Annotated in this window: 21 protein-coding genes; 14 read left to right on the forward strand and 7 right to left on the reverse strand. The window is 63.0% G+C overall.

Annotated elements, in window-relative coordinates:
* Positions 1 to 39 precede the first annotated feature (39 nt).
* Together SH412_RS20360 and SH412_RS20365 are read left to right on the forward strand one after the other, a co-directional pair.
* Complete coding sequence (locus SH412_RS20360) at positions 40 to 240, forward strand: DUF6800 family protein (RefSeq protein ID WP_336519856.1); 201 nt, start codon at positions 40 to 42, stop codon at positions 238 to 240.
* 99 nt (positions 241 to 339) lie between these two features.
* Complete coding sequence (locus SH412_RS20365) at positions 340 to 1,323, forward strand: aldo/keto reductase (RefSeq protein WP_336519857.1); 984 nt, start codon at positions 340 to 342, stop codon at positions 1,321 to 1,323.
* Between the two features lie 351 nt (positions 1,324 to 1,674).
* On the opposite strand, the gene SH412_RS20370 is transcribed toward SH412_RS20365, so the two are convergent.
* Together SH412_RS20370 and SH412_RS20375 are read right to left on the reverse strand one after the other, a co-directional pair.
* A complete protein-coding gene (locus SH412_RS20370; RefSeq protein ID WP_336519858.1) occupies positions 1,675 to 2,247 on the reverse strand; it encodes a helix-turn-helix domain-containing protein in 573 nt (190 codons plus the stop codon).
* Between the two features lie 841 nt (positions 2,248 to 3,088).
* A complete protein-coding gene (locus tag SH412_RS20375; protein WP_336519859.1) occupies positions 3,089 to 3,886 on the reverse strand; it encodes an SDR family NAD(P)-dependent oxidoreductase in 798 nt (265 codons plus the stop codon).
* Positions 3,887 to 4,227: 341 nt separating this feature from the next.
* Here SH412_RS20375 and SH412_RS20380 point away from each other — a divergent pair, with 341 nt between their 5' ends.
* The gene (locus tag SH412_RS20380; RefSeq protein WP_336519860.1) at positions 4,228 to 4,698 is read left to right on the forward strand and encodes an RrF2 family transcriptional regulator; all 471 of its coding nucleotides are present in this window, start codon (positions 4,228 to 4,230) and stop codon (positions 4,696 to 4,698) included.
* Positions 4,699 to 4,994: 296 nt separating this feature from the next.
* Positions 4,995 to 6,014: a DUF1559 domain-containing protein gene (locus SH412_RS20385; protein WP_336519861.1), complete on the forward strand. Its 1,020-nt coding sequence runs from the start codon at positions 4,995 to 4,997 to the stop codon at positions 6,012 to 6,014.
* Positions 6,015 to 6,332: 318 nt separating this feature from the next.
* Here SH412_RS20385 and ltrA read toward each other — a convergent pair whose 3' ends face one another.
* Positions 6,333 to 7,751 carry a group II intron reverse transcriptase/maturase gene (gene ltrA, locus SH412_RS20390; RefSeq protein WP_336519862.1) on the reverse strand — a complete coding sequence of 473 codons (1,419 nt, stop codon included), beginning with the start codon at positions 7,749 to 7,751 and terminating at the stop codon, positions 6,333 to 6,335.
* A gap of 544 nt (positions 7,752 to 8,295) precedes the next feature.
* Entirely contained in the window at positions 8,296 to 9,639 is a 1,344-nt protein-coding gene (locus tag SH412_RS20395) for a cytochrome-c peroxidase (RefSeq protein WP_336519863.1), read from the reverse strand.
* Positions 9,640 to 9,989: 350 nt separating this feature from the next.
* Here SH412_RS20395 and SH412_RS20400 point away from each other — a divergent pair, with 350 nt between their 5' ends.
* The gene (locus SH412_RS20400; protein ID WP_336519864.1) at positions 9,990 to 11,099 is read left to right on the forward strand and encodes an SPFH domain-containing protein; all 1,110 of its coding nucleotides are present in this window, start codon (positions 9,990 to 9,992) and stop codon (positions 11,097 to 11,099) included.
* 53 nt (positions 11,100 to 11,152) lie between these two features.
* Here SH412_RS20400 and SH412_RS20405 read toward each other — a convergent pair whose 3' ends face one another.
* The gene (locus tag SH412_RS20405; protein ID WP_336519865.1) at positions 11,153 to 12,946 is read right to left on the reverse strand and encodes an ArnT family glycosyltransferase; all 1,794 of its coding nucleotides are present in this window, start codon (positions 12,944 to 12,946) and stop codon (positions 11,153 to 11,155) included.
* A 229-nt stretch (positions 12,947 to 13,175) separates the two neighbouring features.
* On the opposite strand from SH412_RS20405, the gene ettA reads away from it, so the two are divergent.
* Entirely contained in the window at positions 13,176 to 14,849 is a 1,674-nt protein-coding gene (gene ettA, locus SH412_RS20410; RefSeq protein ID WP_336519866.1) for an energy-dependent translational throttle protein EttA, read from the forward strand.
* Between the two features lie 159 nt (positions 14,850 to 15,008).
* Here ettA and SH412_RS20415 read toward each other — a convergent pair whose 3' ends face one another.
* Positions 15,009 to 15,746, reverse strand: coding sequence for a DUF480 domain-containing protein (locus tag SH412_RS20415; protein WP_336519867.1), 738 nt, complete (start codon positions 15,744 to 15,746; stop codon positions 15,009 to 15,011).
* A gap of 278 nt (positions 15,747 to 16,024) precedes the next feature.
* On the opposite strand from SH412_RS20415, the gene SH412_RS20420 reads away from it, so the two are divergent.
* The 6 genes from SH412_RS20420 to SH412_RS20445 all read left to right on the forward strand — a co-directional run bounded on the left by SH412_RS20420 (position 16,025) and on the right by SH412_RS20445 (position 22,049).
* Positions 16,025 to 16,882: a hypothetical protein gene (locus SH412_RS20420; RefSeq protein WP_336519868.1), complete on the forward strand. Its 858-nt coding sequence runs from the start codon at positions 16,025 to 16,027 to the stop codon at positions 16,880 to 16,882.
* A 237-nt stretch (positions 16,883 to 17,119) separates the two neighbouring features.
* Positions 17,120 to 18,454 carry a CpaF family protein gene (locus SH412_RS20425; protein ID WP_336519869.1) on the forward strand — a complete coding sequence of 445 codons (1,335 nt, stop codon included), beginning with the start codon at positions 17,120 to 17,122 and terminating at the stop codon, positions 18,452 to 18,454.
* A gap of 77 nt (positions 18,455 to 18,531) precedes the next feature.
* Positions 18,532 to 19,512, forward strand: a complete 981-nt coding sequence (locus SH412_RS20430) for a type II secretion system F family protein (RefSeq protein WP_336519870.1) — start codon at positions 18,532 to 18,534, stop codon at positions 19,510 to 19,512.
* Between the two features lie 58 nt (positions 19,513 to 19,570).
* Positions 19,571 to 20,497 (forward strand): type II secretion system F family protein, encoded by a 927-nt coding sequence (locus SH412_RS20435; RefSeq protein ID WP_336519871.1) that lies wholly within the window; start codon positions 19,571 to 19,573, stop codon positions 20,495 to 20,497.
* A gap of 223 nt (positions 20,498 to 20,720) precedes the next feature.
* Complete coding sequence (lpxA, locus tag SH412_RS20440) at positions 20,721 to 21,551, forward strand: acyl-ACP--UDP-N-acetylglucosamine O-acyltransferase (protein ID WP_336519872.1); 831 nt, start codon at positions 20,721 to 20,723, stop codon at positions 21,549 to 21,551.
* A 219-nt stretch (positions 21,552 to 21,770) separates the two neighbouring features.
* Positions 21,771 to 22,049 carry a hypothetical protein gene (locus SH412_RS20445; protein ID WP_336519873.1) on the forward strand — a complete coding sequence of 93 codons (279 nt, stop codon included), beginning with the start codon at positions 21,771 to 21,773 and terminating at the stop codon, positions 22,047 to 22,049.
* Between the two features lie 66 nt (positions 22,050 to 22,115).
* Here the strand turns inward: SH412_RS20445 and SH412_RS20450 are convergent, their stop codons facing one another.
* Positions 22,116 to 22,472, reverse strand: coding sequence for a co-chaperone GroES (locus SH412_RS20450; protein WP_336519874.1), 357 nt, complete (start codon positions 22,470 to 22,472; stop codon positions 22,116 to 22,118).
* 284 nt (positions 22,473 to 22,756) lie between these two features.
* Here SH412_RS20450 and SH412_RS20455 point away from each other — a divergent pair, with 284 nt between their 5' ends.
* Positions 22,757 to 23,509 carry a phytanoyl-CoA dioxygenase family protein gene (locus SH412_RS20455; protein ID WP_336519875.1) on the forward strand — a complete coding sequence of 251 codons (753 nt, stop codon included), beginning with the start codon at positions 22,757 to 22,759 and terminating at the stop codon, positions 23,507 to 23,509.
* A 215-nt stretch (positions 23,510 to 23,724) separates the two neighbouring features.
* A complete protein-coding gene (locus SH412_RS20460; protein WP_336519876.1) occupies positions 23,725 to 25,071 on the forward strand; it encodes an aspartate aminotransferase family protein in 1,347 nt (448 codons plus the stop codon).
* Positions 25,072 to 25,084 lie beyond the last annotated feature (13 nt).

Consider the following 25,084-nt stretch of genomic DNA (forward strand, 5'->3'; position numbering starts at 1 on the left):
CCAGTTCTCCATTCATCGGTTTCGGACAAGAATTCAGCTATGCCCCGTATCGAACGCGATCGCGAGCTTGCTCGCAGCCGGAAGCGCAAAGTTCAGTTGAAGAAGTTCACCGCCCGGTACGCAAAGGCCACCAGCCATGCGGACAAGGAAGTGATCGCGGCGAAGGTCCGCCGGATGAGCCCGTTCTTCAACCTGGAAGAGCGCGCCGCCGAGCTGAAGGACGCCCAGAAGGCGAAGTAGTTTCGCGGTTTCGCGAACGCAGATTTCAGAAGAGCCCGTCGGCGGTTGCGCCGGTGGGCTCGATCGTTTTTCGGGGCGGCGTTTCGGAGGTGCCGGGTTATGACAGGCAGCGTTTTTCCACGCCGTCGAATCGGACGGACCGACCTCGGAGTCACGCCGGTCGCGATGGGCTGCTGGCCGATCGCCGGCATTACCAGCATCGACGTTACCGAGGCGGACAGCCTCGCCACCGTGGCGGCGGCCGTCGAGGCGGGAATCAACTTCTTCGACACGGCCTACTGCTACGGCTACGACGGCGAAAGCGAACGCCTGGTCGGCCGCGTGCTCCGCCCCCTGCGCGACCAGGTCGTCATCGCCACCAAGGGTGGCATCGCCTGGAACGAGGAAAGGAAGCAGGTCCGCGACGGCCGGCCGGCGACGCTGCTGCGACAGTGCGACGAAAGCCTCGCGCGGCTCGGCGTCGACGTCATCGATCTGCACTATCTGCACGGACCCGATCCGAGCGTTCCAGTGGCCGAGTCTGCCGGAGCCTTCCGCACGCTGCTGGACGCGGGCAAGATTCGCAGCGTCGGCGTTTCGAATTTTTCCCTGGAGCAGCTCCGGGAGTTCCACGCAGAGTGCCCGATCAGCGCCTTCCAGCCGCACTACAACATGCTGCAGCGCGAAATCGAAACCGCCCAGCTCCCCTGGTGCATCGACAACGACGTCTCGACGATGGTCTACTGGCCGCTGATGAAGGGGCTGCTCGCCGGTAAACTGCCGCGAGATTTTCAGTTCGACGCGCGCGACGGACGTCGGAAGTACCCGATGTTTCAGGGCGACGAGTGGGAGAAGAACCAGGATTTCCTCGACCGCCTGCGACCCATCGCCGCCGCAAGAAATGTCTCGGTGGCTCAGGTCGTGGTGAACTGGACCATTCAGCGCCCGGGGATCACGGTGGCGCTCTGCGGCGCCAAGCGTCCGGATCAGATCCGTGACAACGCGGCGGCAATGAACTGGATGTTGTCGCCCGCCGAGATCGCCGCCATCGACGCCGCCATTGCCGCGCGCGGCCCGGTCGCTTCCCGCCCGGCGGTCCGGTAGAGTTGTCTCCCGCCGGCCGATTTGCGCAGTCTACGTCTCAGCAATTGGCGGAAGCCGAAGTACCAGTTGCCGGGACGCCCCCGCGCGAACCCTCGTGAGCCGGAAGTGTCTCATTGAGGGATGCGTTGGAGCGGCTGGGTCGGCAACTTCGACGTCCGGGAAGCCGCGAATCTGACGCCGGTCACCCGCCGCACGATGAAATCCCAACCGGTTCCGCCGATTGAGGACGAATCAAAAAGCGAAGAGGCGTCCATCTTGGACGCCTCTCGGCATTTCGCACAGTCCGGGAATGAGATACGGAGCCTGCAGTCCCTGCGGGCGCCGCAATCGGCCGGTCCGTGAGAGTTTTGCTCAGACGAGCTGCTTTTTCCGACCGACGAGGGTCCGGATGCGTTCGGCGAGCAGGGCTGCGTCGAAAGGCTTCCGGAACGTCTCGTTGAAGATCGAACGATCGATACCGCTGGCGGTATCTTCGTCGTTGAGCAGCGCGACCAGAACGGCATCCGCGTAGTCGTTGTTCTTGCGGAGGTTCTGGGCGATCAGGGTCGCTTCGTGACGGCCCATGCCGAAATCGATCACCACGCAATCGGGGTGCAGCGATTCGGCCTGGATGCCGGCTTCAAAGCCGCTCCCGGCGAACTCGGTTTTGTAGTCTTCGGGCGGCATCAGTTCGGTGAGCGCAAGGCGCACCGTAGACTCGACGCCGACCAGCAGCAACTTGCCCATGGCCTCATCCTCAAGTTCCCCAAGGGGCATACCATGCTCCTTCAGGAACCGGATCAGGTGTTCGCGCGGGATGCGACGGTCCTGCGATCCGGGGATTCGGTAACCACGCAGCCGTCCGGAGTCAAACCATTTGCTGACGGTGCGCGGAGCAACTTTGCAGATCTTTGCTACTTGGCCAGTAGTGAAGATCGTTCTCATCGCGGGCTCTCCAATCACCAATAATTGTGTCACACAGAAGGGCGTCGCGACCCTCCGGATCTTCACCCTCGTACGATGCGTGGCTGTCCTAGCCTGCCGGGTCTGCTTGCAAGGCCACGTCCGTTCTGGGAAACGGACGCGTCGACACACGTTCCACCGGTAGGCGGCGCTGCGGGCGCCGACGACAGGCTTGTGCATCCTGGGTCTGTACGGTCGGGATTTGTCTTCGTCGGGAGCGATCGACCTGATCCGTGGCCGATGTCCCGTTGGGGGAGGACCGAACGCAATCCGCGCATCCGGTTCTGGATGGTGAGACGAAACTCGAAGTTGTCCTGCCCCCCAGACGGTGCGCCGCCGTTTCTCGCTGAACTGGTTCAAACCGTTATCGGGCGTGTTCCAAGTCAGACCGGTGCGAACCGTCTGACCTCTACTTTCGTCCTACGCGGTTCTGTGACTTGAGGGTCTTTGTCAAGAGCACTTTGAAGAGCCGTGCCAGCCTCGGAGAAAACGCCCCGAAACCCGCATTTCAGCCGCAAAGTCCCTCAAAGCTGCCAGCTTTAACGATGGGAAGCGGACTGGAGAACCCGCCTCACCACTTCCACAATCCTAGGTCGCGTTTTCCGCAGGCGCGCCCCAGGGCATCCAATCGGTACGACAGAATCTTCAGGCCCGATCGGGACCTGGCGTCAGAATCCGTAAATCCGGCACAATCCGCCGAAAATGATCGCCCACAAGGAATTCTTGATGAACCACGGCGTCGCATCCCGTGAAACGGGCTTGCAACTCCCGTGGCGGGACTTCGCCTCTCGCCCGAGCGAGGAGACCTCTTTATATGCCGCGGCTACTTCCGGCCGCGCGGCCGGAAGAATCGCATCGATTCTTTCACCACCCGCCGACGGGAAGCGATCCGGACCAGCAGCGTCAGAAAATAATTGCGCCAGCCTGGGACAATCACCCAGCGGCCGCGGCCAAGAGCATGGAGCCCGACGCGGACAACCTGTTCGGGGGTCTGAGACGAATGCTTCTGCAGCCAGCCCGGAGCCCCTGCCAGATCGAAAAAGGCCGTGCGCGTCACGCCGGGACAGACTGCGCAGACCAGGACGCCCCGCCCTCCGACTTCGCTGGCGAGCGCTTCGCTCAGATGCAGCACGTACGCCTTGCTCGCCGCATACACCCCCATGTAGGCGACCGGCTGAAAGGCCGACAGCGACGCCACGTTCAGAATCGCCCCGAACTGGCGCGCAAGCATGCCCGGCAGCAGTCGATAGGTCAGTTCGGTCAGGGCGGAGATATTGAGCCGGATCAGTTCCAGCAGACGAGGGACCTCTGCCTGATCGACCTCCCCGACGACGCCGAAACCGGCATTATTCACCAGCAGATCGACGGTGACGCCCCGTTTCGTCAATTCCTGAACGACTCGCTCGACTTCGCCTGCGGCCGAAAGATCCGCGGCAATGATCTCGCAACGTGTGGCGTGCTTTGCGTGCAGTTCCGCGGCCAGCTCTTCCATCAACTCGGCTCGGCGAGCCACAAGAACGAGGTGCATTCCTCGCGCAGCAAGCTGGCGGGCGAACTCCGCTCCGATTCCGGCGGAGGCGCCTGTTACCAGGGCCCAACGGTCAGCGAGCAGTTTCCACACCCGGGACATTCCGTGAGAGGTCGACTCGGCCCTGCCTGGCCACGGCCGGGCTGCCGCCGGAAGACACTCCGGGGCCCCCTCTCCTGAGTGAGATCCAAGACGTCAGAAGATCGTACGGCTTCGCCGGACGGAAAAAAAGGGACGATGCCTCCCGCGGGCAGGAGGTCGAGAAATGAGTGCAAGTGAAGGACTGTGGAGAGTTTGTGCGGGGTCCGGAGCGACTCTCCCGGCGACTGGATCGAGGATTCCGAATTGACCTGCAACCCGATCAGGCCCAAAATTGGAGCTTCCGATCCGCTTCTCCGCCAATGTGCGGCTGCGTCTGCCAAGGTGTGCTGCTGATGCTTTCACAAACGGTCGAATATGCACTCCGCGCGATGGTGCATCTCGCCGCCAGTTCTCGCGAAGCACGTACCACCGATCAGATCGCCGAAGCGACCCACGTCCCCAAGGCCTACCTGTCCAAGGTGCTGCAGAGCCTGGTCCGGGCCGGACTGGTCCATTCTCAGCGCGGCGTGGGGGGAGGCATGACGCTGGTTCACACTCCCGACCAGGTGACGATTCTGCAAGTCGTCAATGCCGTCGAGCCGATCCAGCGGATCCACACCTGCCCGCTCGGGCTGTCGACGCACGGGAAGAATCTCTGTCCGTTACACCGCCGGCTCGACGACGCCATGGCGGAAGTGGAAAGCGCTTTCGCCAATACGCGACTCTCCGAAGTCCTCGCCGCCCCGGGCGCCAGCATCCCGCTGTGTGAATCCGCGATCGATGAATCGCCGAGTCCCGTTGGACAGGCCGGCGAGCCCGGTTGAGTACGATCTCGACCGTGAAGCTTTCGCACCCGGAATTCGCTGCTGAGGCGTCGGCCTCAACCGGCCGGTTCGCCCGCTGAGATCGTGAGTTGCGGTCGCAGGATACCGGCGAGACGCACACCGCGCGGCGACAAACTCGCCGCCCCGGTGATTTTCCCGCCGGCCGCGCGGCGTCAAATTCCAGCACTCCTATCGAAATCCCCTATGCGCCTGCGAACGCCGGAGATGGAACGGCAATTGCTTACGGCCCTGTAAACTTCGGCCCATCCGTTCATCTGCTTGAGACGGCACTCTTCATGCGCAGATCCCGTTCGCGATCCGGTTTCACCCTCATCGAGCTGCTGGTTGTCATTGCGATCATCGCGATCCTGATCGCACTGCTCCTGCCCGCGGTCCAGCAGGCCCGCGAAGCCGCCCGCCGAACGCAGTGCAAGAACAATCTGAAGCAGATCGGCCTGGCGCTGCACAACTACGAATCGACATTCGGCCGGCTCCCTCCGAGCATGGCGATCAGTCCGACCGTGACGGGGAACAGTTCCTGGTCGGTCCATGGTCGGATCATGCCCTACATCGACCAGGCCAACTTCTACAACAAAATTGACCTGCAGAAAGGCTGGTCGGACCCGGTCAACGCGGCGGTCGTGAGCGGCAATCGCGTTCCCGGCTACGTCTGCCCGTCGGACGCCAAAAGCGATCTGGCCCGAACCGCGTCGGGAGTCAGTCTCTACTGCACAAACTACGGGTTCAACTTCGGGACCTGGTTCGTCTACGACCCGACGACCGGCCAGGGGGGAAACGGGCTGTTCTTTCCCAACTCCTCGGTCAAGTTCGGCGATATCACTGACGGGTTGAGCAACACCCTGATGGCCAGCGAAGTGAAGTCCTGGCAGGCCTACACGCGAAATGCCGCTCCTCCTTCGACAGTCATTCCGCAGAACATCAGCGACGTGCTCGCGGCGGTCGCCGTCGGTGTCACCGACCGCCTGCAGGTCGCCACCCAGGATGGCACCGGCCACACGGAATGGGCCAACGGACATTCCCACCACAGCGGCTTTACGACGACGATGAACCCGAACCTGAAAGTCCTGTTCGTCTATTCCGGCGTCACGTTCGATTGCGACTTCGCTTCTCGCCAGGAGGGTTCCAGCACCACGGCCGCCAGTTATTCGGTCGTTACTTCCCGCAGCTATCACACGGGCATCGTCAACTCGCTACTGGCCGACGGGACAGTCCGATCGTTCAGTGACAATATCGATCTACAGATCTGGCGTGGCCTGGGCACTCGGTCTGGCGGAGAGGTTCTCGGGGAATTCTGAAGACGCCTTCAGCGGCACAGCGCTCGCAGCCGCTGTCGGTCAGCCCGCCCGGTCCCAATGGGAATCGGGCGGGCTGTTTTCGTTGCAATCCAATTTCCCGCGATCCGAGCGGCGGGTGGCCGGGGCTGGACCGAAGGGAAACCCCGGTGCGGTGAAAGCCGGGGCATCGCGAAGACGTTCCTGCCCCGGCCACCCATGCCGGGCTCACATGGAGCTACCTCAATGCATTCTCAACCAACCCAGATCGGGTAGGAGGCGGGGTTGCCCCCGCCGTCCTCCCACACCACCGGACGTACTCATCGTATCCGGCGGTTTCCGTTAATGTTGGAGCCGTAAGTATCTTTCCAGAGGATCGACCAGTCCCAGAGATTGGAACCAGGCGTTGCTCATGCCTTGCTGGGCAGCGGGGGTGTGAGCCATCCGCCACCAGCCTTTGCCGCTCGCCGCCGTCGTCCAGCAACGGTTCCAGGGAACACCCAGATCGTGCAGGAAGTCGGTGATCGATTTGGCCCGCTTCCGCTGTTTCAGTCGCACGCACCGCAGTTTCCGCCGAACCCAACCGCCCAGTTCTGCCAGAGCGGACCGCGCTTTCGCATGGCGAAAGTACGTCACCCAGCCTGTCAGGAAGGAGTTGAGTTCCTGGATCTGTTGGTCAAGGCTGACGCCTCGGTTGCGACGAGTGATTTCGCGGACGCGATCCTGCGCACGCTCCAGACTTTTCGGGGCGATGGTCAGCGTGCCGTCGGGCAGGAGCCGATGTCCCAGGAACTTCCGTTCCTGCACGGGAGCCACCGCACTCTTCGCCGGATTGACTCGCAGTCGCAAGCGCCCTTCCAGGAACTGTGTCACTGTCGAAAGCACTCGTTCTCCCGCTGCCTGCGACCGCACGTAGATATTGCAGTCGTCGGCGTACCGACAGAACTTGTGTCCCCGCCGTTCGAGTTCCTGGTCCAAATCGTCCAGGAGCAGGTTCGCCAGCAAGGGGGATAACGGTCCCCCTTGAGGCGTCCCCTCGTGTCGTTCGATACACACGCCGTGCTGCAGCAACCCCGCTTCCAGGAAGCGGCGGATGATCCGCAGTAGACGCGGGTCGGCAATCCGACGAGCCAGACGCGACATCAGGATGTCGTGATTGACGCGGTCGAAGAACTTCTCCAGGTCGAGGTCCACCACGATGGTGCGGCCCTCCGCCACATAGCGACTGGCTTGCGCCAGTGCCTGGTGCGCCCCGCGTCCCGCGCGAAAGCCAAAACTTGACGCTGAGAATGTCGGGTCCAGGAGTCGTTCCAACACTTGCAGGATGGCCTGTTGCACCAGACGGTCCACCACGGTCGGGATGCCCAATTGTCGCACCCCGCCCCCGGGCTTCGGGATTTCCACCCCACGGACCGGTTGTGGTTGATAGGTTCCGTCCAACAGACAGGCAATGAGCGCCGTCTTGTGTTCGGCGATCCAGGTCTTCAGATGCTGGACAGTCATCCCGTCCCCTCCCGGAGCCCCCTTGTTCGCCAGCACGCGGCGGTACGCTCGGTTCAAATTCTCACGGCTGGTCACCTCCTCCATCAGACTTGCGGTCAAGGCTCGTGCTGGGGTCAACGCCGTGAGCGATTGCCGCTCCTCGCACCGAACAGGTTGGATGCCGTCCTCGCCGTTCTGGCCGGGGCGCAGAAACTCCTCCGCACCTTCGAAGTTGAAGGTCCGCTGGTATTCTCCGCCTTGCTGCTGCTCCACGCTCATCGAGTCGTTCCCGACTGCTCCTTGCATCAACGAATTCGGTCCTTCGTGCTGGCGGGGCGATCTTGCGGTCCCTGGCTGTTTCTGCCCTTTAGGGTCAGTGTCTCGACCGAGCGGATCGACGGCCCAACACTACTACGACCTCGGCTGACTTCTCCCACCCCATCTCCACACGTTGCCGCATGAATAGCGAAGATCGCCTTCGCAGAGCAGGAGACCTCCCAGGTTAAGCCTTGAATCTTTCCCTCGGGCCCCGCCGGATCTACCGCTCACACGTCCGAGTGACTATCGGGCGTCCGCGTCCATTGCCGCGTTACCCCGTGTGAACGGCCTTGTATCCGATTTCTGTACGTCGAGTCCGAGTTTTGGCATCGGTTCCCTTCAGATTTCGCCTCGCGACGAACACCCTGACCTAGCCTCGCGGTTCCGGTCACAACGGCCCGCAGAGAACTTGCATCTCCGAGATTCAAAACATGCCTGGCAAACAACAACAGCGGCGACCTTTCGGTCGCCGCTGTTCTGCGTCACTTCATGCCGTCAGCAGGCGTTACTCCGGCAACCGCCCCTTTTCGACGACCGGGAACGGGCCGCTGGTCGACTTCATGAACGCCACCAGATCGGCTTTGTCCTGAGCCGTCAGCTCCAGCTTCTTGATCTTGTCGCTCAGGTGCGGATTCGGGTGCCCCCCCTTGGCGTACCACTCGACGACCTCTTCCAGCGTCTTCTGGCTGCCATCGTGCATGTAGGGGGCGGTGAATTCCACGTTGCGGATCGTTGGCGTCTTGAACGCCCCCTTGTCTTCTTCCTTCTTCGTCACTTCGAACCGGCCCAGATCGGGCTTCTCCGCGTCCATGCCGACCCCCAGGTTGTGGTATTTCTCGTCGGCGAAGTTCGCCCCCACGTGGCAGGCGGTGCAGTTGACCTCCTGGCTGAAGAACAGCTTCTGGCCGCGCTGAGCGCTTTCGGACATCGGGTGGGCCTCGACGGCGCTCTTCAGCTCTTCGTATTTCGCATACAGTTCCGCGTCGTCTTCCTTCAATTCCGCAAGGTCTTCTTCGGTCTTGTACTGGTTGAGCAGCGGCTGAATCGCGGCCTGATAGTCGTAGGGCGAAGGGCCGGTCACGATGGCCCGCTCAAACGTCGCCAGCGCCTTGCCGACGTTGTCGATGTTGACCGAGTCCTTCCCGAAGACCGCTTCAAACTGCAGCCGATAGCCTTCAATGCCGGCGAGGCATGCCACGCACTTTTCGTGCGTGTGGGCCATTTCAATCGGGTTCTGAATCGGTCCGACCGCCTGTTCCTCCAGACTGCCGGCCCGGCCGTCCCAGAACTGGGCGCCGCTGAGAATTCGATTGTACGCCGTCGGAGAATTCCGGTTGCCGGTCTGACCGTTGACCCCCACGCCGAACTGCGTGTGTGCGGCAAAGCCCTGATCCGGATCGTGGCAGCTCGCGCAACTGATCGAGCCGTCCGACGACATGCGACCTTCAAAATAGAGCTGCCGGCCCAGTTCGATCTTGGCCCGGGTCATCGGGTTCGAATCGAGCCCGACCATCTGACTGGTCCCCAGACTGAGCCCCAGGGGGAGATTGATGTCGAGTGGCTCGTGAACGCCCGGCGTCGCCAGCCAGGCCTGAATCTGAGCGACGGTCAGCGGCCCCTCACCCGGAATCCCCGACGTCAGCGATGGATCGCCGAGCGTAACCGACGTCGAGAGCGCGACTTGCGGCTCCGCCGGCTGGACCGGAGGCGCGAGTTCCGTCGCTTTCTGTTCGGGCGCCGGCGTCTCTACAGGGCTGGCTCCCCCGGTTGCAGACTCCTGCTTTCCGCAGCCCGCACAGGCCACAGCCAGTCCCAGCATGAACAAAGACAGCACATTACGGCGAATCATCGAACCCTCCCGAGATTAGGATCAGTCTGCAAAGCCTTGGCGTCAATTTTACCGCCTGGCGGCGACTGACCACCACGACTCAGCAGACTTTTCTGATGGGTTCTCGAATTCGGGAGTCCCTTCTGCATGTCGCCGGCAAAGGGACGTCGCACGGGCGATTGCCGGCTTCCATATTCGCCTGCGCGCTCTCCGCGAAAAATCCTTCTGATCCGACGTCCCGCATTTCCCGTTTCTTGACCGGCCGAATCCCCCGGCAGGTTGAATCGGCGCGGATTTCGGCAGAACATGTCTGCGGGCGGCGTTCCTGACGCGAACGTGGACGGGGCAACTTTCCGGGAAGGACCACTACGATGGGTCTGTTCGACAAGCTGCGCGGAGAACTGATTGACATCATCGAGTGGCTCGATGATTCGAAACACACCCTCGTCTGGCGCTTTCCCCGCTACCAGAACGAAATCAAGCAGGGGGCGCAACTCATCGTCCGCCCCGGTCAGCTCGCGGCGTTCGTCCATCGCGGCAAGCTGGCCGACGTCTTCGAGCCGGGCACGCATACTCTTAACACCGAGAACCTGCCGATTCTGAGCACGCTCGCCGGCTGGAAATACGGCTTCAACAGCCCGTTCCGGTCGGAGGTCTACTTTGTCAGCACCCGCCAGATCACCGATCTGAAGTGGGGCACCCCCAATCCAATCATGCTCCGCGACCCGGAGTTCGGCCCGATCCGCCTGCGCGCCTTCGGCACCTACGCCGTCAAAGCGGTCGACCCGAAGGCACTCCTGGAGGAACTGGTCGGCACCAACGCCGAGGTCAACGCCGAGGAAATCTCAGAACTGCTGCGATCGATCATCACGACCGCGTTCGCCGACATGCTCGGCGAAAAGCAGATCGCGGCCCTCGATCTGGCGGCCCACTATCGAGAGTTTTCGGTCGAGCTGCAGAACTACGTCAAGCAGCGCGTCGACGACGAGTACGGTCTCGACATCCCCATGTTGCAGATCGTGAATATCTCGCTCCCCGAAGAAGTCGAAAAGGCGCTCGACACGCGGAGCAGCATGGGAATCGTCGGCGATATGCAGAAGTACCAGCAGTACCAGTTCGGGACGGCGATGCTCGAGTCGGCCAAGCACCCCGGCGGCGCCGGCGAAGGGCTGGGGCTCGGCATGGGTGTGGCAATGGCCGGGCGGATGATGGGCATGGGAGCCGGCGGTGCGGCCGTCGGTACGCCGATGATGGCCCCCCCTCCCCCGCCACCGACCTCGGTCTGGCACGTGGCGGTCAACGGTCAGACTCAAGGGCCGTTCGGTCCGGATCAGATTCAGCAGGGAATCGCGTCGGGGCAGATTACGCCGACGACCATGCTCTGGTCGCCGACGCTGCCCGGCTGGACAGCCGCGAACCAGCTTCCGCAATGGTCGCCGCTGTTCCAGAGCATGACTCCGCCCCCCCCGCCGCCAATGTAGGACGGAGCAGAGGGTTTATCGCGGATCGCCGGACAATGACGGCCGCGATCCCGTCATTCCCGTCTGGCTCTCGACTCTCGACTCTCGACTCCCCCCTTCCGTGTGCGGGAAAGCTGCACGAACTGCGAGCCGTCCGGGCGGCAGAGGTAGACCGCCCGGTCGGGGAAGTCCCGGACGACGGACTCGAGATCCGTCCGTCCCGGACGAAAACGCCCAAAGAGGAGATCGTCCGTCAGTCCGGCCCGGTTAACGACGAAGTCGAGGTGCGTATCCTCGGGGTCCGGCGCCACCAGGACCAGGGCCGGGCGGTCGGTCACGATCGATTCCACCCACCGCCGAAATTCAGCGTGCTTCCGCTTCGGGTAGAGAATCGTCGAGAGCCCGCGCTGCAGTCGCGGGGAGTCCAGACCCGGCAGTCCCCAGCAGGCGCCCCACCAGCTCGCCAGCAGCAGAGTCGCCCACCACCACGGCATCGCGGGATAGTATCGCGTGCGCCAGTCGGCCGCGAAACGGGTCGTCAGCCCCGCCAGGAGCATCAGCCACAGCGTGCAGGATTCGTAGACGTAGTGCCAGCCGAGAATGCCGGCGTACCAGTAGGGAACGTGAATCGCGTGCAGGGAAATGATCGACGCCAGGACCCATTTCCAGCGTCCCAGCGGAACCACCAGGCAGGCCGCGGCAGTCATTGCCAGCGGCAGAATATCGAACGTCCATTGCCAGCTTGCCAGAATCCGGACGAAGGCATTCTGGACGGCGAGTTCGGGCGTCAGATTCTCCGTCCAGCGGTCGTAGCTGTCGATGACTTTCGGTCCCAGATGCTGCTCGCCCCGGACCACGTTATTGAATCCGTAGACGTGCCGGGGGGTGTAGATGTCGGTGTAGACCTGATATGTCGACTTCCACCCGCTCCCGGTAATCGCCTGGTTGTAGGAAAAGATCACTGCAAAACCGACCAGCAGCGGGAGGCCCAGGCCCAGCAATACGCCGATCCGGCGGCAAATCGAGGCGGGCTCACCGGTCATGAATCGGGGAAACAGCAGAAACAGGATCGCCCAGACGCCGAACGGAAAGCCGACGCCGGCAGCGGTCGCCGGGCGACAGAGCATCGCAAACGCGAGCCCAAGGCCCGCCCAGAGAGCATCGCCGGGCTGCCGCCGCGCCTGAAGACGGACCATCCCCCAGAGAAACAGGGATAATCCCAGGAGCGTCGCCTGGTGCGCCAGGAGCAAGTTCCCGAAGACCGCGATTCCGGGAGAGACTCCGCAAAGCAGCCCCGCGACGAAACCGGTCCCGTCGCCGCCAAGCTCGCGCCCGATCCAGAAGACGAGAATCGTCGAGACGACTCCCGCTAGCCAGATCCCCCAGATCGGGTGGCCGAGCGCGACAAAGGGCGCGAGCCAGAGACCGTTTCCGGGGAAGTACCGGCTCGCCATCCGGCCTTCATTGAGCACGTGCATCTGGTCGAACAGTTCTGGTTGAACCGGGGGACTGGCAAACGACCATTGGCCAGCGAGCAACGTCTGCGCCTGAAACAGATAGCTGTATTCGTCGTGATAGGCTGGCGGCAGATCCTTCTGCGGCGTTCCGACGGCCACGTGCATTCCCAGCGAGGCGCCGGCGCACAGCAGGGCCAGCCCCCAACTGCGGAGGAGCGACGGCGGCCACTCGCGCGCGGCGCGAACCGCCGCAGGGCGGATCATCCAGGCGATCGGCGCCAGCAACAGGATGATGAACTGCACCAGCGCCAGATTGGCGTCCCATTCCGCAACGAGGTCCAGCACGCCCAGAGCGGCGACGGCCAGACCGACCAGCCAGACCAGCACCTGGCGGGCGGGAGAAATGAGCACGGTCGCGGAGTTCTCAGTCGCCATGGGGATTCAAAGAAAGAAACGAATCAACTTGTCGCCATGTGAGTGTCGGGCGGAGCCAGCCTTGTTGCAAGGCTGGTAAAGCCGGTCAATTCAGCAGGCATCCGCTCACCTGACGTTTGGTCGGCTCACCGGTACAATTCCCCGACCCCACGCCGGTGTGGGGTCCGCCCCGCATTATCCCCCTGTTACGATCGTCTCCGAAATCATGGCCGAACAGTACATCTTCCAGATGGAAGACCTTCACAAATTCCACGGCAAGAACGAAGTCCTGAAAGGCATCTGGCTCTCCTTCTACCCCGGCGCCAAGATCGGCGTCCTCGGCCCCAACGGCGCGGGCAAAAGCACCCTGCTGCGGATCATGGCCGGAGAAGACAAGGACTTTATGGGGACCGCGAAGCTGACCCCCGGCTTCGTCGCGGAATATGTGCCGCAGGAACCGAAACTCACCCCCGAAAACACCGTCCTGGACGAGCTGAACGAGGCCGTCGCCGCCAAGCGGGCGCTGCTCGTGCGGTATGACGAAATCAACAACCGCTTCGGCGAAGGCCCCGACGCGGACGAAATGGACAAGCTGATCGAAGAACAGGGGAAAATCCAGGAGCAGATCGACGCCGAGAACCTGTGGGAACTCGACCGCGAGCTCGATATTGCCGCCGACGCCATGCGACTCCCCCCGTTCGATGCAAAAGTCGGCACGCTGTCGGGTGGTGAGCGCCGGCGGATCGCGCTCTGCAAGGTGTTGCTACGCCAGCCCGATCTGCTGCTGCTCGACGAACCGACCAACCACCTGGACGCAGAGTCCGTCTCCTGGCTCGAACGGCACCTGCACGACTACCGGGGAACGGTCGTGGCAGTCACGCACGACCGGTACTTCCTCGACAACAGTTGCGAGTGGATTCTGGAGCTGGACCAGGGCCGCGGCATGCCCTGGAAGGGGAACTATTCCTCCTGGCTGGAGCAGAAGCACGAACGGCTCCGCAAAGAGGAGAAGCAGGCGTCCAATCGCCAGAAGACGCTCGAACGGGAACTGGAATGGGTCCGGATGTCCCCGAAAGCCCGTCAGGCCAAGAGCAAGGCCCGTCTGCAGGCGTACGAAAAGCTGCTCGCCGAGGAGCAGGAATCCCGCGACGAATCGATCGAGCTGAAGTTCCCCCCCGGTCCGCGGTTGGGCGACACCGTCGTCGTCTTCGACAAGGTCGCCAAAGGCTTCGGCGACAAGCTGCTGTATGGAGACCTGTCGTTCCGCCTCCCCCCCGCCGGGATTGTCGGAATCATCGGCCCGAACGGGGCCGGTAAGACCACGCTTTTCAAGCTGATCATGGGCGAAGAGAAACCGGATTCCGGAACGGTGACCGTCGGCAACACCGTCAAGCTCGCGTACGTCGAGCAGAACCGGGACAGCCTGGACGGCGAGAAGACCGTCTACGACAACATCTCCGGCGGCAACGACATCCTCCGTTACGGCAACGTGACGATCAACAGCCGGGCCTATTGCGGGAAGTTCAACTTCAAGGGGCCGGATCAGCAGAAGCAGGTGAAGTACCTCTCGGGCGGCGAGCGGAACCGGCTGCTGCTGGCGAAGACGCTGACCGTCGGGGGCAACCTGCTCCTCCTCGACGAACCGACCAACGACCTCGATCTCGAAACGCTGCGCTCGCTGGAAGAAGGCCTGCTGAACTTCTCCGGCTGCGCCGTGGTCATCAGCCACGACCGCTGGTTCCTGGACCGGGTCGCGACGCACATTCTGGCATTCGAGGGAGACAGCGAAGTCGTCTGGCACGAAGGAAACTACCAGACCTACGAATCTCTGCGCAAGCAGCGACTCGGAGCGGACGCCGAGCAGCCGCACCGGATCCGGTATAAGAAGCTGGGAACATAGCGGCCAATGTCGAACGGAAGGCAGCCAGGAGTCTAGAGACAAGAGTCGAGAGCCAGACAGGCGGAGAGTACTCGCCTGTCTGGCATCAGCGATTGACGATCGGCGATCAGCCTCTTCTTCCGGCGATTCGCGACTCCCTGCTCGCGATTCGCTTTCGCCTCACGCCCCAAGCTGCCGGCGCAGGTCCGACATCTCGTCCTGCAGCCGGCTGACCAGGTCGCGCAGCTCGACCATCTGCGTGCGCAGATCTTCGACGGTCTCTTCCAGGGCTGACGCCCGGCTGGAATCGGCGGCGGCCGCGCGCGGAGCAGCGGCTGCGGGCCGGCTTTCCGGGGGAGCCGCCGGCTCATCCGTCAGAACCGACAGCGCGTCGTGATTCTCGTTGGCCGGGTAGAGGTTGTGATCGACCTCGACCCCGCGGCGTTCCAGCGAGCCGTTGGCGCGGGCCAGTCCGAGATCCATCAGTCCCTGCAGCGCGATCCGCAATTCTTCCTGGGAGTCGATCGGGGCCATCCGGCTCGCCCGCGTCCGAAGCTCGCCCGGCTGCTGTTTGCCGCGGAGCAGTAGTTCCGTCAGAACCGCGAGCTGATGTTCGGTGAGGTCGGTGCGGTGGCGCATGTAGTGGCGGTAGCGCTCGGTCCGTCCGCTTTCCGGGTGCAGGACGCCGACGAAACCCATCCGGTTCAACTGGCCGAGCGTGTCGGCGACGGTGTCTTCGTCGTAGGCGCTGACGGGATCCCGGTTATTCTTCTGATTGCAGCCGGTGGTCGTGGCCTTCAGCGTCAGCGGATACTGGTCGGGAGTGGTGAAGCCCTTCTCGAGCAGTACGCCGAGGACGCGTCGCTGCTTCCGTGACAGCTCCGGCAGGGGGATCTTCTCCATCGAACTCTCGGCCACGGTGCGGACTCCTGGGGGAAGGGGATAGGGATTCGGGAATAGCCAGACGAAGAGAGTTGATCGCGAATCGCCGATCGCCAGAACAAGACTGCCGCGAAGAGCAGCATTCCCATCTGGCTCTCGACACTTGTCTCTAGACTTCTGGCTGCCTTCCGTTCGACATTCCGCCTTCGTCATTCGACATTTCTTCTCTGCCAGTGAGTATTGCGTTTCGACGATTTCGCGGCCAGTCTGGACGGGAACGCGAACAGCAGCTCCCGCAGCAGGACGACACCCCGATGCCTGTGCTCGACAAAGAAGAATACATCGAACAGGCGTACTTCTTCCGGACGTTCTACGAGCGTCTCGAAGAGAACCAGCCGGCCCAGGAGATCCTGGAGAACCTCCGCGAGGAAATTCTGGCCACCACCCGGCTGCCGATGGCGCTCGACGTCATTCGCGGCGAACTGCTGCTCCACGGGCGGCTGAGCGCCGGGATGGCCCACCTGTCGCACTACTTCACGCCGTTCCAGACCTACGTGATGGAGAAGTCGGAAGAGGACCGGGCGAAGTTCGATCAGCGGATCGCGCTGCAGGTCCTCGAACGCGAAGCCCGCTATCGCAGCGAAGGGGCCACCCCCGCCGGGCTGTTTGTCTATCAGTTTGAGTGCCTCGCCCGGAACCGGCTCGGCTACGACCGCGGCATGCGCGCCATGGCCGTCGACCCGCTCTACGACGCCGAATGGAAGGAATGGATTCTCCAGGTCCTGCAGGGACTGGGGATGTCCGAATTCTCAGACCTTATCTATGCGCGGTCCGAATTCGCCGTCGAGGAGCGCCGGCGGAACGGCGTCGAGCCCGGCGCGGCGGCCGTGCTGTTCGGCCGGCAGGAAGGACGAATCGCCAGGGCGAACCGGGGGAAAGATCCGCTGTACCTGTTCGGAGCGCTCCAGCGGCAGCTCGGCTATCCCGCCGTCCCACGACCGAAGTCGCACGACGAAAGCTTCAAAATCCACCCGCAGCTCGAAGTCCGCCTGCAGCGTCTGGAGCAGCGACTGCAGCTCATCGAGGCGGAGTCACAGGGAAAACTGGACCTCAGCCAGTTCTACGCGCGGCAACCCAAGTTTACGGACGAGGGGTTGGCAGCAGGGGAATGACGGCCGCGGCGACGATCCCCCGGCAGTAAATCCCCCACAACCCACACAATCCGCCCCGTCCGACCGGCTGGGACGGCCGGAGTGGATCTCCGGGGATGTTTCTTTTCCGCAACCCTCCCGGTTGTGAGCTAGGGTTGCACAGCGGGCTCGGTTGGAGGCTGGTGCATTGGCGGGATCCGGTGCACGACGAGCCCTCGAACCACATGGTCGATCGAAAGACTTGGAGTCAGTCCCCCCATGGCCGCGCCCAACACGTACACCGCCCCGCGCTCAGGTCGCAGCGGTCCTCCCACCGAAGAAGAATTTGAAACGCTCAAGCGGCTGATCCACAGCAAGCTGGTCGAAAAGCTCGACCTCTCCCGCGTCGGCGATCTGGAAGGCGATTCCCTCCGGCGGGAAATCCGCCTGGTCATCGAACACCTGTGCGACAGCGAAAATCCGCTCCTCAACCGCGCTGAACGCGAACGCCTCATCGAGGAAGTCCTCGACGAAACCTTCGGCTACGGTCCGCTCGAAATCCTGCTCAAAGAGCAGGGGGTCGCGGACATCATGATCAACGGCCCGAAGCACGTTTTCATCGAAAAGAACGGACGGATTCAGCGGTCTGAAGTCACCTTCCGCGACAATCAGCACCTGCTGCAGATTCTCGACCGGATCGTCTCCCGCGTCGGTCGACGCGTCGACGAAACGTCGCCGATGGTCGACGCCCGGCTCCCCGACGGTTCGCGACTCAATGCCATCATTCCGCCGCTGGCCCTCGACGGACCGTCGATTACGATCCGGCGTTTCGGCTCGAAGCCGCTGGCGTTGGAGGATCTGCTCCGCTTCAAGGCCTTTTCGCCGGAAATGGCGCTGCTCCTGGAAGGGGCTGTGAAGGCGCGGCTGAACCTGATCATCAGCGGCGGCACCGGCTCCGGCAAGACGACGCTGCTCAACACGCTGTCGAGCTTCATTCCGAACGACCAGCGCGTCATCACCATCGAAGACGCCGCGGAGCTCCAGCTCCAGCAGGATCACGTCCTGCGGCTGGAAACGCGTCCCGCCAACATCGAAGGCAAAGGTCGCGTCAACGCGACGGATCTCGTGAAGAACGCCCTGCGAATGCGTCCCGACCGCGTCATCATCGGCGAATGCCGCGGTCCGGAATCGCTGGACATGCTGCAGGCCATGAATACGGGCCACGAAGGCTCGATGACGACCATTCACGCGAATACCCCGCGAGACGCGGTGTCTCGTCTGGAAACGATGATTTCGATGGGCGGCTTCGAAATCCCGCTCAAAGCCCTGCGTCAGCAGTTCGCGGCCGCCGTGGACCTCGTGCTGCAGGTCAACCGGTTGCAGGGCGGGCCGCGCCGCGTCACGGCGATCACCGAGGTGCTGAACCTCGAACAGGACACGGTCGTGATGCAGGACATCTTCGTCTACGTCCAGGACGGCATCGGCGAGGATGGTCGGGCCTTCGGACACTTCGAAGCGACGGGCGTTCGTCCGTCGTTCATGGGACGGCTGGAATCGGCCGGCGTCCGTCTGCCCGCGAATCTGTTCGGCCATCGAAACCTGGGACGCTGCTGATCGCAGCAGCCAGCGGTCCGTTGTCAGTGGTCAGTGGCGAGTTTTACGTTTTTCGTTCTTGAAGGAAGGTTGCAGCGATGTCGCTCGACCCCGTGATTCTGATCTCGCTGTCGGCTTTTCTCGCAGTGGGCGCCCTGGCGACCGCGCTGTTTGTCATATTCGGCGCGGTCGGCGACTCCAACCTGGAAGATCGCCTGCAGGCGCTCGCCGGCCAGAAGCCGCCGGACGAGCCGGAAAACCGCGGCCTGATGAAGGAAGACCTCATGGCCGCCGGGGCGGGGGTCTTCTCCGGCGCGTCGAATGCGATCTCCCGTCGCTTTTCGAACCTGGGCCTCTACTTTCAGCAGGCGGATTCGCCGATTTCCTTCGAGCAGTTTCTCGGAATCAGCGTCCTGGCGGGACTGCTGGGGGTCGCGGCGGCCATGATCGCGAAGGCGCCGGCGCCGCTCTACCCCGTCGCCGCGATCGTCCTGGCCGTGCTGCCGATGATTTGGCTGTCGTGGCGCCGCAAGAGCCGGTTCAACGCGTTTGCCAAACGACTGCCCGAAGCGCTGGAGCTGATCGCCCGCGCTCTGCGCTCCGGCCACAGCCTGAACTCCGGCTTGAACATGGTGGCGGAGGAAATGCCGGCGCCGGTCGGGACCGAGTTCGGTATCGCCTTCGAAGAACAGAACCTGGGCGTGCCGGTCGAACAGGCGCTCAAGAACATGGTCAAGCGAATGCCGAATCTCGACCTCAAGTTCTTCGCCACGGCGGTCGCCATCCAGCGGCAGACCGGCGGCGATCTCGCCGAAATCCTCGACAAAATCAGCTACGTCGTCCGCGAACGCTTCAAAATCCTCGGCGCCGTGCAGGCTCTGACCGGTGAAGGTCGGTTGAGCGGCGTGGTGCTGATGGCCATGCCGATCGCCATCTTCTTCGCCGTGTACTACCTGAACCAGGACTACGTCATGCTCCTGTTCACGACGGAAATCGGCAAGAAGATGATCGGCGGCGCGATCGTCATGCAGATTCTCGGCGCCATCGTCATCCGAAAAATTATCGACATCAAGGTGTAGTCGCTGTGCGACGCCCCGTCTGACGAACACCCACTTTTCGAATTGCTGCGAGTCGACTATGGACATCGATTTCCCGACGCTGCTCCCCTATGTTGTGTTCGGCGCCATCACGCTGGCCATCTGGGCGGTCATGTCTGCACTGAGCGGCGGCAGCGACCGCGCCGCCGAACGGCTGGACTACCTGAAAAACCCCGTCAACCGCGGACGCGGCAACGAAGCCAGGGGCATGGGAGCGCTGTTCGAAAAGGCCGCTCCGGCACTCTCGCGGGCACTTCAGCCCCAGACCGAACTCGAACAGAACAACCTGAAAGTAAAGCTCGCCAACGCCGGATTTCTCAATCCGGCCGCGCCCCAGATCTACCTCGCCGCCAAGCTCTCCCTGATGGTTGTGGGACTCGTGATCGGCGGGGGCATCGGCGCCTGGAAGTACGGCGTGACTCAAAGCGGCCTGACCGCGCTCGTCCTTGCCGGAGGCATCGGGTTCTACCTCCCCGCCGTCGTCCTCTGGTATCTGAAGTCGAAACGCCAGCAAGCCATCTTCCTGTCGCTGCCCGACGCCCTCGACCTGCTGGTGGTCTGCGTCGAAGCGGGTCTCGGACTCGACGCCGGCATGCGGCGCGTCGCCGAGGAAATGAACGACACGGCGCCGGAAATGTGCGAAGAACTTGATATGTGCCTGCTGCAGCTTCAGATGGGCCGCAGCCGCCGGGAGGTGCTGCACGATTTCGGCGTCCGGACAGGCGTCGACGACGTGAAGGCCCTGGTCGCCATTCTGATTCAGGCGGACAAATTCGGCTCCTCCGTCGCACAGGCCCTGCGGGTCCAGTCGGACGCCATGCGGGTCAAACGCCGGCAGATCGCAGAAGAAAAGGCCCAGAAGACCGCGGTCCAGATGCTCTTTCCGCTCGTGATTTTCATCTTCCCGGGCGTGTTCGTGGTCCTCGTCGGCCCCGCGGCCATCAAGTTCATGCGGGACATGATGTAGTCGAACGAGTTCCGTACAGTTTCTCTGCAAAATGCTCCTGGATAACGGGTTGCGACCGGCAACCCGGTGTTCCCAGATTTGGCGTTCCGCGGTATTCTTCGCAGAGTGCGTCGATAACCTCCGTTTCCAGGTGCCGCGGATGGAAGGGTTCCATCCGCAGGCCGCATGATGTGAACCTCCCATATCAGCGGGTTCGATGCCGGATTTCAGGGAAGAATGTGGCATGCCGGTGCACCCGACCGCGGTCATCGATCCGCGGGCAGAAGTCGATCCTTCTGCCGAAATCGGCCCCTACGCTGTAATTGACGGCCCTGTACGAATTGGCGCCGCTGCCGTCATCGGCCCCCATGTGCACCTCCTCGGCCGAACCTCCATCGGCCCCGGTTGCCGCCTTCACGCCGGAGTCATCGTCGGCGACCTGCCGCAGGATCGGGCCTACAAGGGCAGCCCGACCGAGTGCCACATCGGAGCGGAAACGATCCTGCGGGAATACGTCACCATCCATCGCGGGACGGCGGAAGGGACGGCGACCGTCGTCGGCGAACGCTGCTTCGTCATGGCGCATGCCCATGTCGGTCACAATTGCCGCGTCGGCGACGATGTCATGCTCGTCAATGGCTCGCTGCTCGGCGGCTACGTCGAAGTCGGCCGACGTGCCGTCATCTCCGGGAACGCCGCGGTCCACCAGTTTGTCCGGGTGGGCGAACTGGCGATGATCGCCGGCCTGGCCAAAATTGTTCAGGACGTCCCCCCCTGCATGATGGTCGACGGCCCCGGCTGGTGCGTCGGCGTCAACACCATCGGCATGCGCCGGGCCGGAATGGACCCCGCGGAGCGCCGCGAGGTGAAGGCGATGTTCCGCCGGCTCTACTGCGTCCCGACGAGCCTGAGCGCTGCCGTGCAGGAGTTTGAATCGACTGTCCAGACCAACGCCGGCCGGACGATTCTGCACTTCCTGAAGCACCCCTCCCGGCGGGGGATCGGAGCGCACGGCGGCCCGCGCAAGGGGGCAAGCGATCTGCCCGATGGCGGCGAACCAACGACCGTTGAGTAGTCCGCCGCTCCGTGAAATTACCAATTACTGGTCCTCGCCCCGTCCGCGGAAGCAGCTCGTACCAGTCGTAAGGTTTGCCACAATTGCCGGAGGGTCAGCCGCGGAGCAGTCTGCGCCGCCGGAAAACTCTCGCCAGATCGATCAAGCTCCGCGATCGACCAGGTCGATGGAAGGGTCGCCTGCTTCCCAAAAAACTTCCCTCCATCTCCGGAGTTCGACATGCAATCGGTCGCGGATTCACGCTCTCCCGCCTCCCCTCAACTGCTCCAGAGACTCGACGAATCCCTCCGGCTCCTCTGTCGACGACTCGAACAGAATTTCGAACAGCAGACGCGGCTGGACCGGTTCGTCTCCCTGGCCCAGGACCGCTGGGAACTGCAGTCGCTGCAGTTCCATCTCCAGGTCCAGCAGATCGAAGCCGCCATCAATACCTGGATGTCGGCCCCCTGCACCGCCCCGCGTCTCGCCGTGATTCCCGGCTCAACCGACTCCAATTGAGCGCGATCGGGAGCCGCAGCCTTCGGACAGCCGAATTCCGACGCCGACCCAATCGTCAGAACCGCTCTATTCCTCATCGTCGGATGGCGGTTCGACTTCGCGCTCTTTGCGGGACTTCCGGGGATTTCGCGGCTCGGAACGCCGGAATACGGCCACGACGTCTTCGATCGGCACCACGAAGAGGAGATTATCCGACTCCAGGTCGACCGGGATCGCGTTCTTCGGGTGGAACAGAATCTTGTCGTACTTTTTGACCGGGAAATCGAGATCCCGTTCGATCTGGACGCTGATTTCCACGACTCGGCCGGTAATCGTCGGGATCTCGGCCTGATCCGGCAGGACGATCCCTCCGCGGGTGCGCTGACGACTCTCGTCCTTGCGGATCAGGATCCGCTTTCCGAGAGGTTCCACAAATTCGGCCAAAGGGCTCGCTCCAGCAGGTCGATCGCGGTCGATCTGAGCCATGAGGGTCATCAATCCAAGGGATCGAGGCCGCGGGAAGGAACCCGACGGCCTCTCGCCACGGTCTGCGCTTCGTCATATTTTAGCGCGAACTCCAGGAAGGTCCAGCGGAGGCGACGCGACCGTTCATCGATCGAACCGACAAGATTTCGAACGCAATGGCGGTTGCTTATGCACCGCAATTTCGGCGATGATTCCCACGGATGGAGAGAGTTTCCTTTCGAAAACCCTGCCGAGGACTCAACGTGTCCCACGACGCCTGCCGGTCGCAGTATGACTCCGAGGGCTATGTTGTCATCCGCCAGTTGCTGCCGGGAGCCGACCTGACCCTGCTGCAACAGAACCTGGATCGATACATCCGGCATGTCGTCCCCGACCTGGCGGATGCGGACGCCTTCTACGACGACCGCAGCCGGCCGGAGACTCTCAAGCAGCTTCAGCACATGGAGCATGATCCGTTTTTTGCCGACTACGCCAATCATCCGGTCTGGAAGTCGGTCGCCGAGCGCCTGCTCGGCGAAGAAGCCCGCGGCCAGGGAACGGAGTGGTTCAACAAACCGCCGGGAACGAACCACGCCACGCCCCCCCACCAGGACAATTACTACTTCTGCCTGACGCCGCCCCAGGTGCTGACCATGTGGCTGGCCCTCGACTCCGTTGACGAAGAAAACGGCTGCCTGCGGTATGTCCCCGGGTCGCACCGCCGGGGCGTTCGACCGCACGGACGGACGCAGACGCTCGGATTCTCTCAGGGGATCACCGACTACGGTCCCGAGGACTATGCGCACGAGGTTCCGATTCTCCTGGAGCCGGGAGACGCGGTGATCCACCACGGCAACACGATTCATCGGGCCGACGCCAATCGGTCCCCGGTGAGGAACCGGCGGAGTTTTGCGATCGTCTTCCGTGGCGTCAGTTGCCGGCGGGACGAAGTGGCCTATGGCCGCTATCGGGAGGCCGCTCAAGTTCAGCACGCGGCGCTCGGATTGAAGACGTAGGCGCTGGAACATCCAATCGCAGGGGCCGGAGACGCAGCGAGAAGTCATGTCGAATGTCGAACCGATCGCCGAGTGCATAGAGCCAAGTGCCAAGAGACCGAGAGAGAACTTGTGCCAGAGCTGTCGACCCAGTCCACTGACCACTGACCACTGACAAAACTCCAGCGATTCGCGACTCCCTGCACCCTCCATTCGCCCCTCGGAAAGCTCTGCCCATGAATGTCCCTGCCCGGCCGTCTCGCGTTCCCCGTTCGATGGAGTTGTATCGGCGGGCGCTGGAGCGGATTCCGGGCGGGACCCAGCTCGTCAGCCGACGGCCCAACCGGGTGGCCTATGGCGTCTCTCCCGTCTACGCGACGCGCGCCAGCGGCGCACGCTTCTGGGATGTCGACGGCTTCGAGTACATCGACTGGATCAGCGGCATCGGAGCCATCCTGCTGGGCTACGCCGATCCGGTCGTCGATGAGGCGGTCCGCGGCCAGATCGCTCTGGGGACCATGTATTCGGTCAACCACGAACTGGAAATCGAGCTGGCCGACGAGCTGGCAAAGTTTATCCCCTGCGCAGAGATGACCAGGTACGCCAAGTGCGGCGGCGAAGCCTGCGCGATCGCCGTTCGGATCGCACGCGGCGTCACCGGGCGCGATCTGGTTCTGTTCTGCGGCTACCACGGCTGGCACGACTGGTACCTGGCCGCCAATCTGGCTGAAGAGGCGAGCCTGAACGGGCATCTCTTTCCAGGAATCGAGCCGATCGGCGTACCGCAGGCGCTGGCGGGGACCGCCCTCCCCTTTGCCTTCGGCGACCTGCCGGCGCTCGGCGAACTGCTCGACCGGCACCGCGGCAAAGTCGCGGCAGTGATCATGGAACCGCTCCGGTCGGAGATTCCTCCGGCCGGGTACCTCCAGGGGGTCGCGAACCTCGCCCGCGAACACGGCGCGGTGTTCATCTTCGATGAAGTCTCCGCCGGATTGCGATACGGCACCGGAGGGGCTCAGAAGCATCTGGGAGTCACGCCCGACATGGCGGTCTTTGCCAAATCGCTGTCGAACGGCTATCCGATGGCCGCCGTCGTCGGGAAACGCGAGGTGATGGAACCGGCGGGCCGCATGTTTATCTCCAGCACCTACTGGAGCGACACCCTCGGCCTGCAGGCTGCACTGACGACTCTCCGCGAAGTCCACCGGCGAAATGTTCCAGAGCAGCTCTGGCGATTCGGCGCGGAACTCAAATGCCGCTTGAACGCCGCCGGCGAACAGGCCGGGCTGGCGGTGAAGTGCGCCGGCGTCGACGTCCATCCCTCGCTGCAGTTCGCGATTGAGGATCCAGTCCTGAAGAGCCAGGTCACGACGCTCTATATCCAGGAAATGGCGAAACGCGGCTGTCACGGCTACGCGTCGTTCTATCTGAACGCCGCCCAGGGCCCAGCCGAACTGGAACAGACCGTCAAGGCGGCCGGCGAGACGTTTGCGATCATTCGCGACGCCCTCGACTCGAACTCCGTCGAGCGACGGCTGGAGTGCGACGTCCAGCAGGATGCGTTCCGTCGATTGGTAAAGTGACCGCCGATGAGGT

Source organism: Planctellipticum variicoloris (genome assembly GCF_030622045.1).
GTDB lineage: Bacteria > Planctomycetota > Planctomycetia > Planctomycetales > Planctomycetaceae > Planctellipticum > Planctellipticum variicoloris.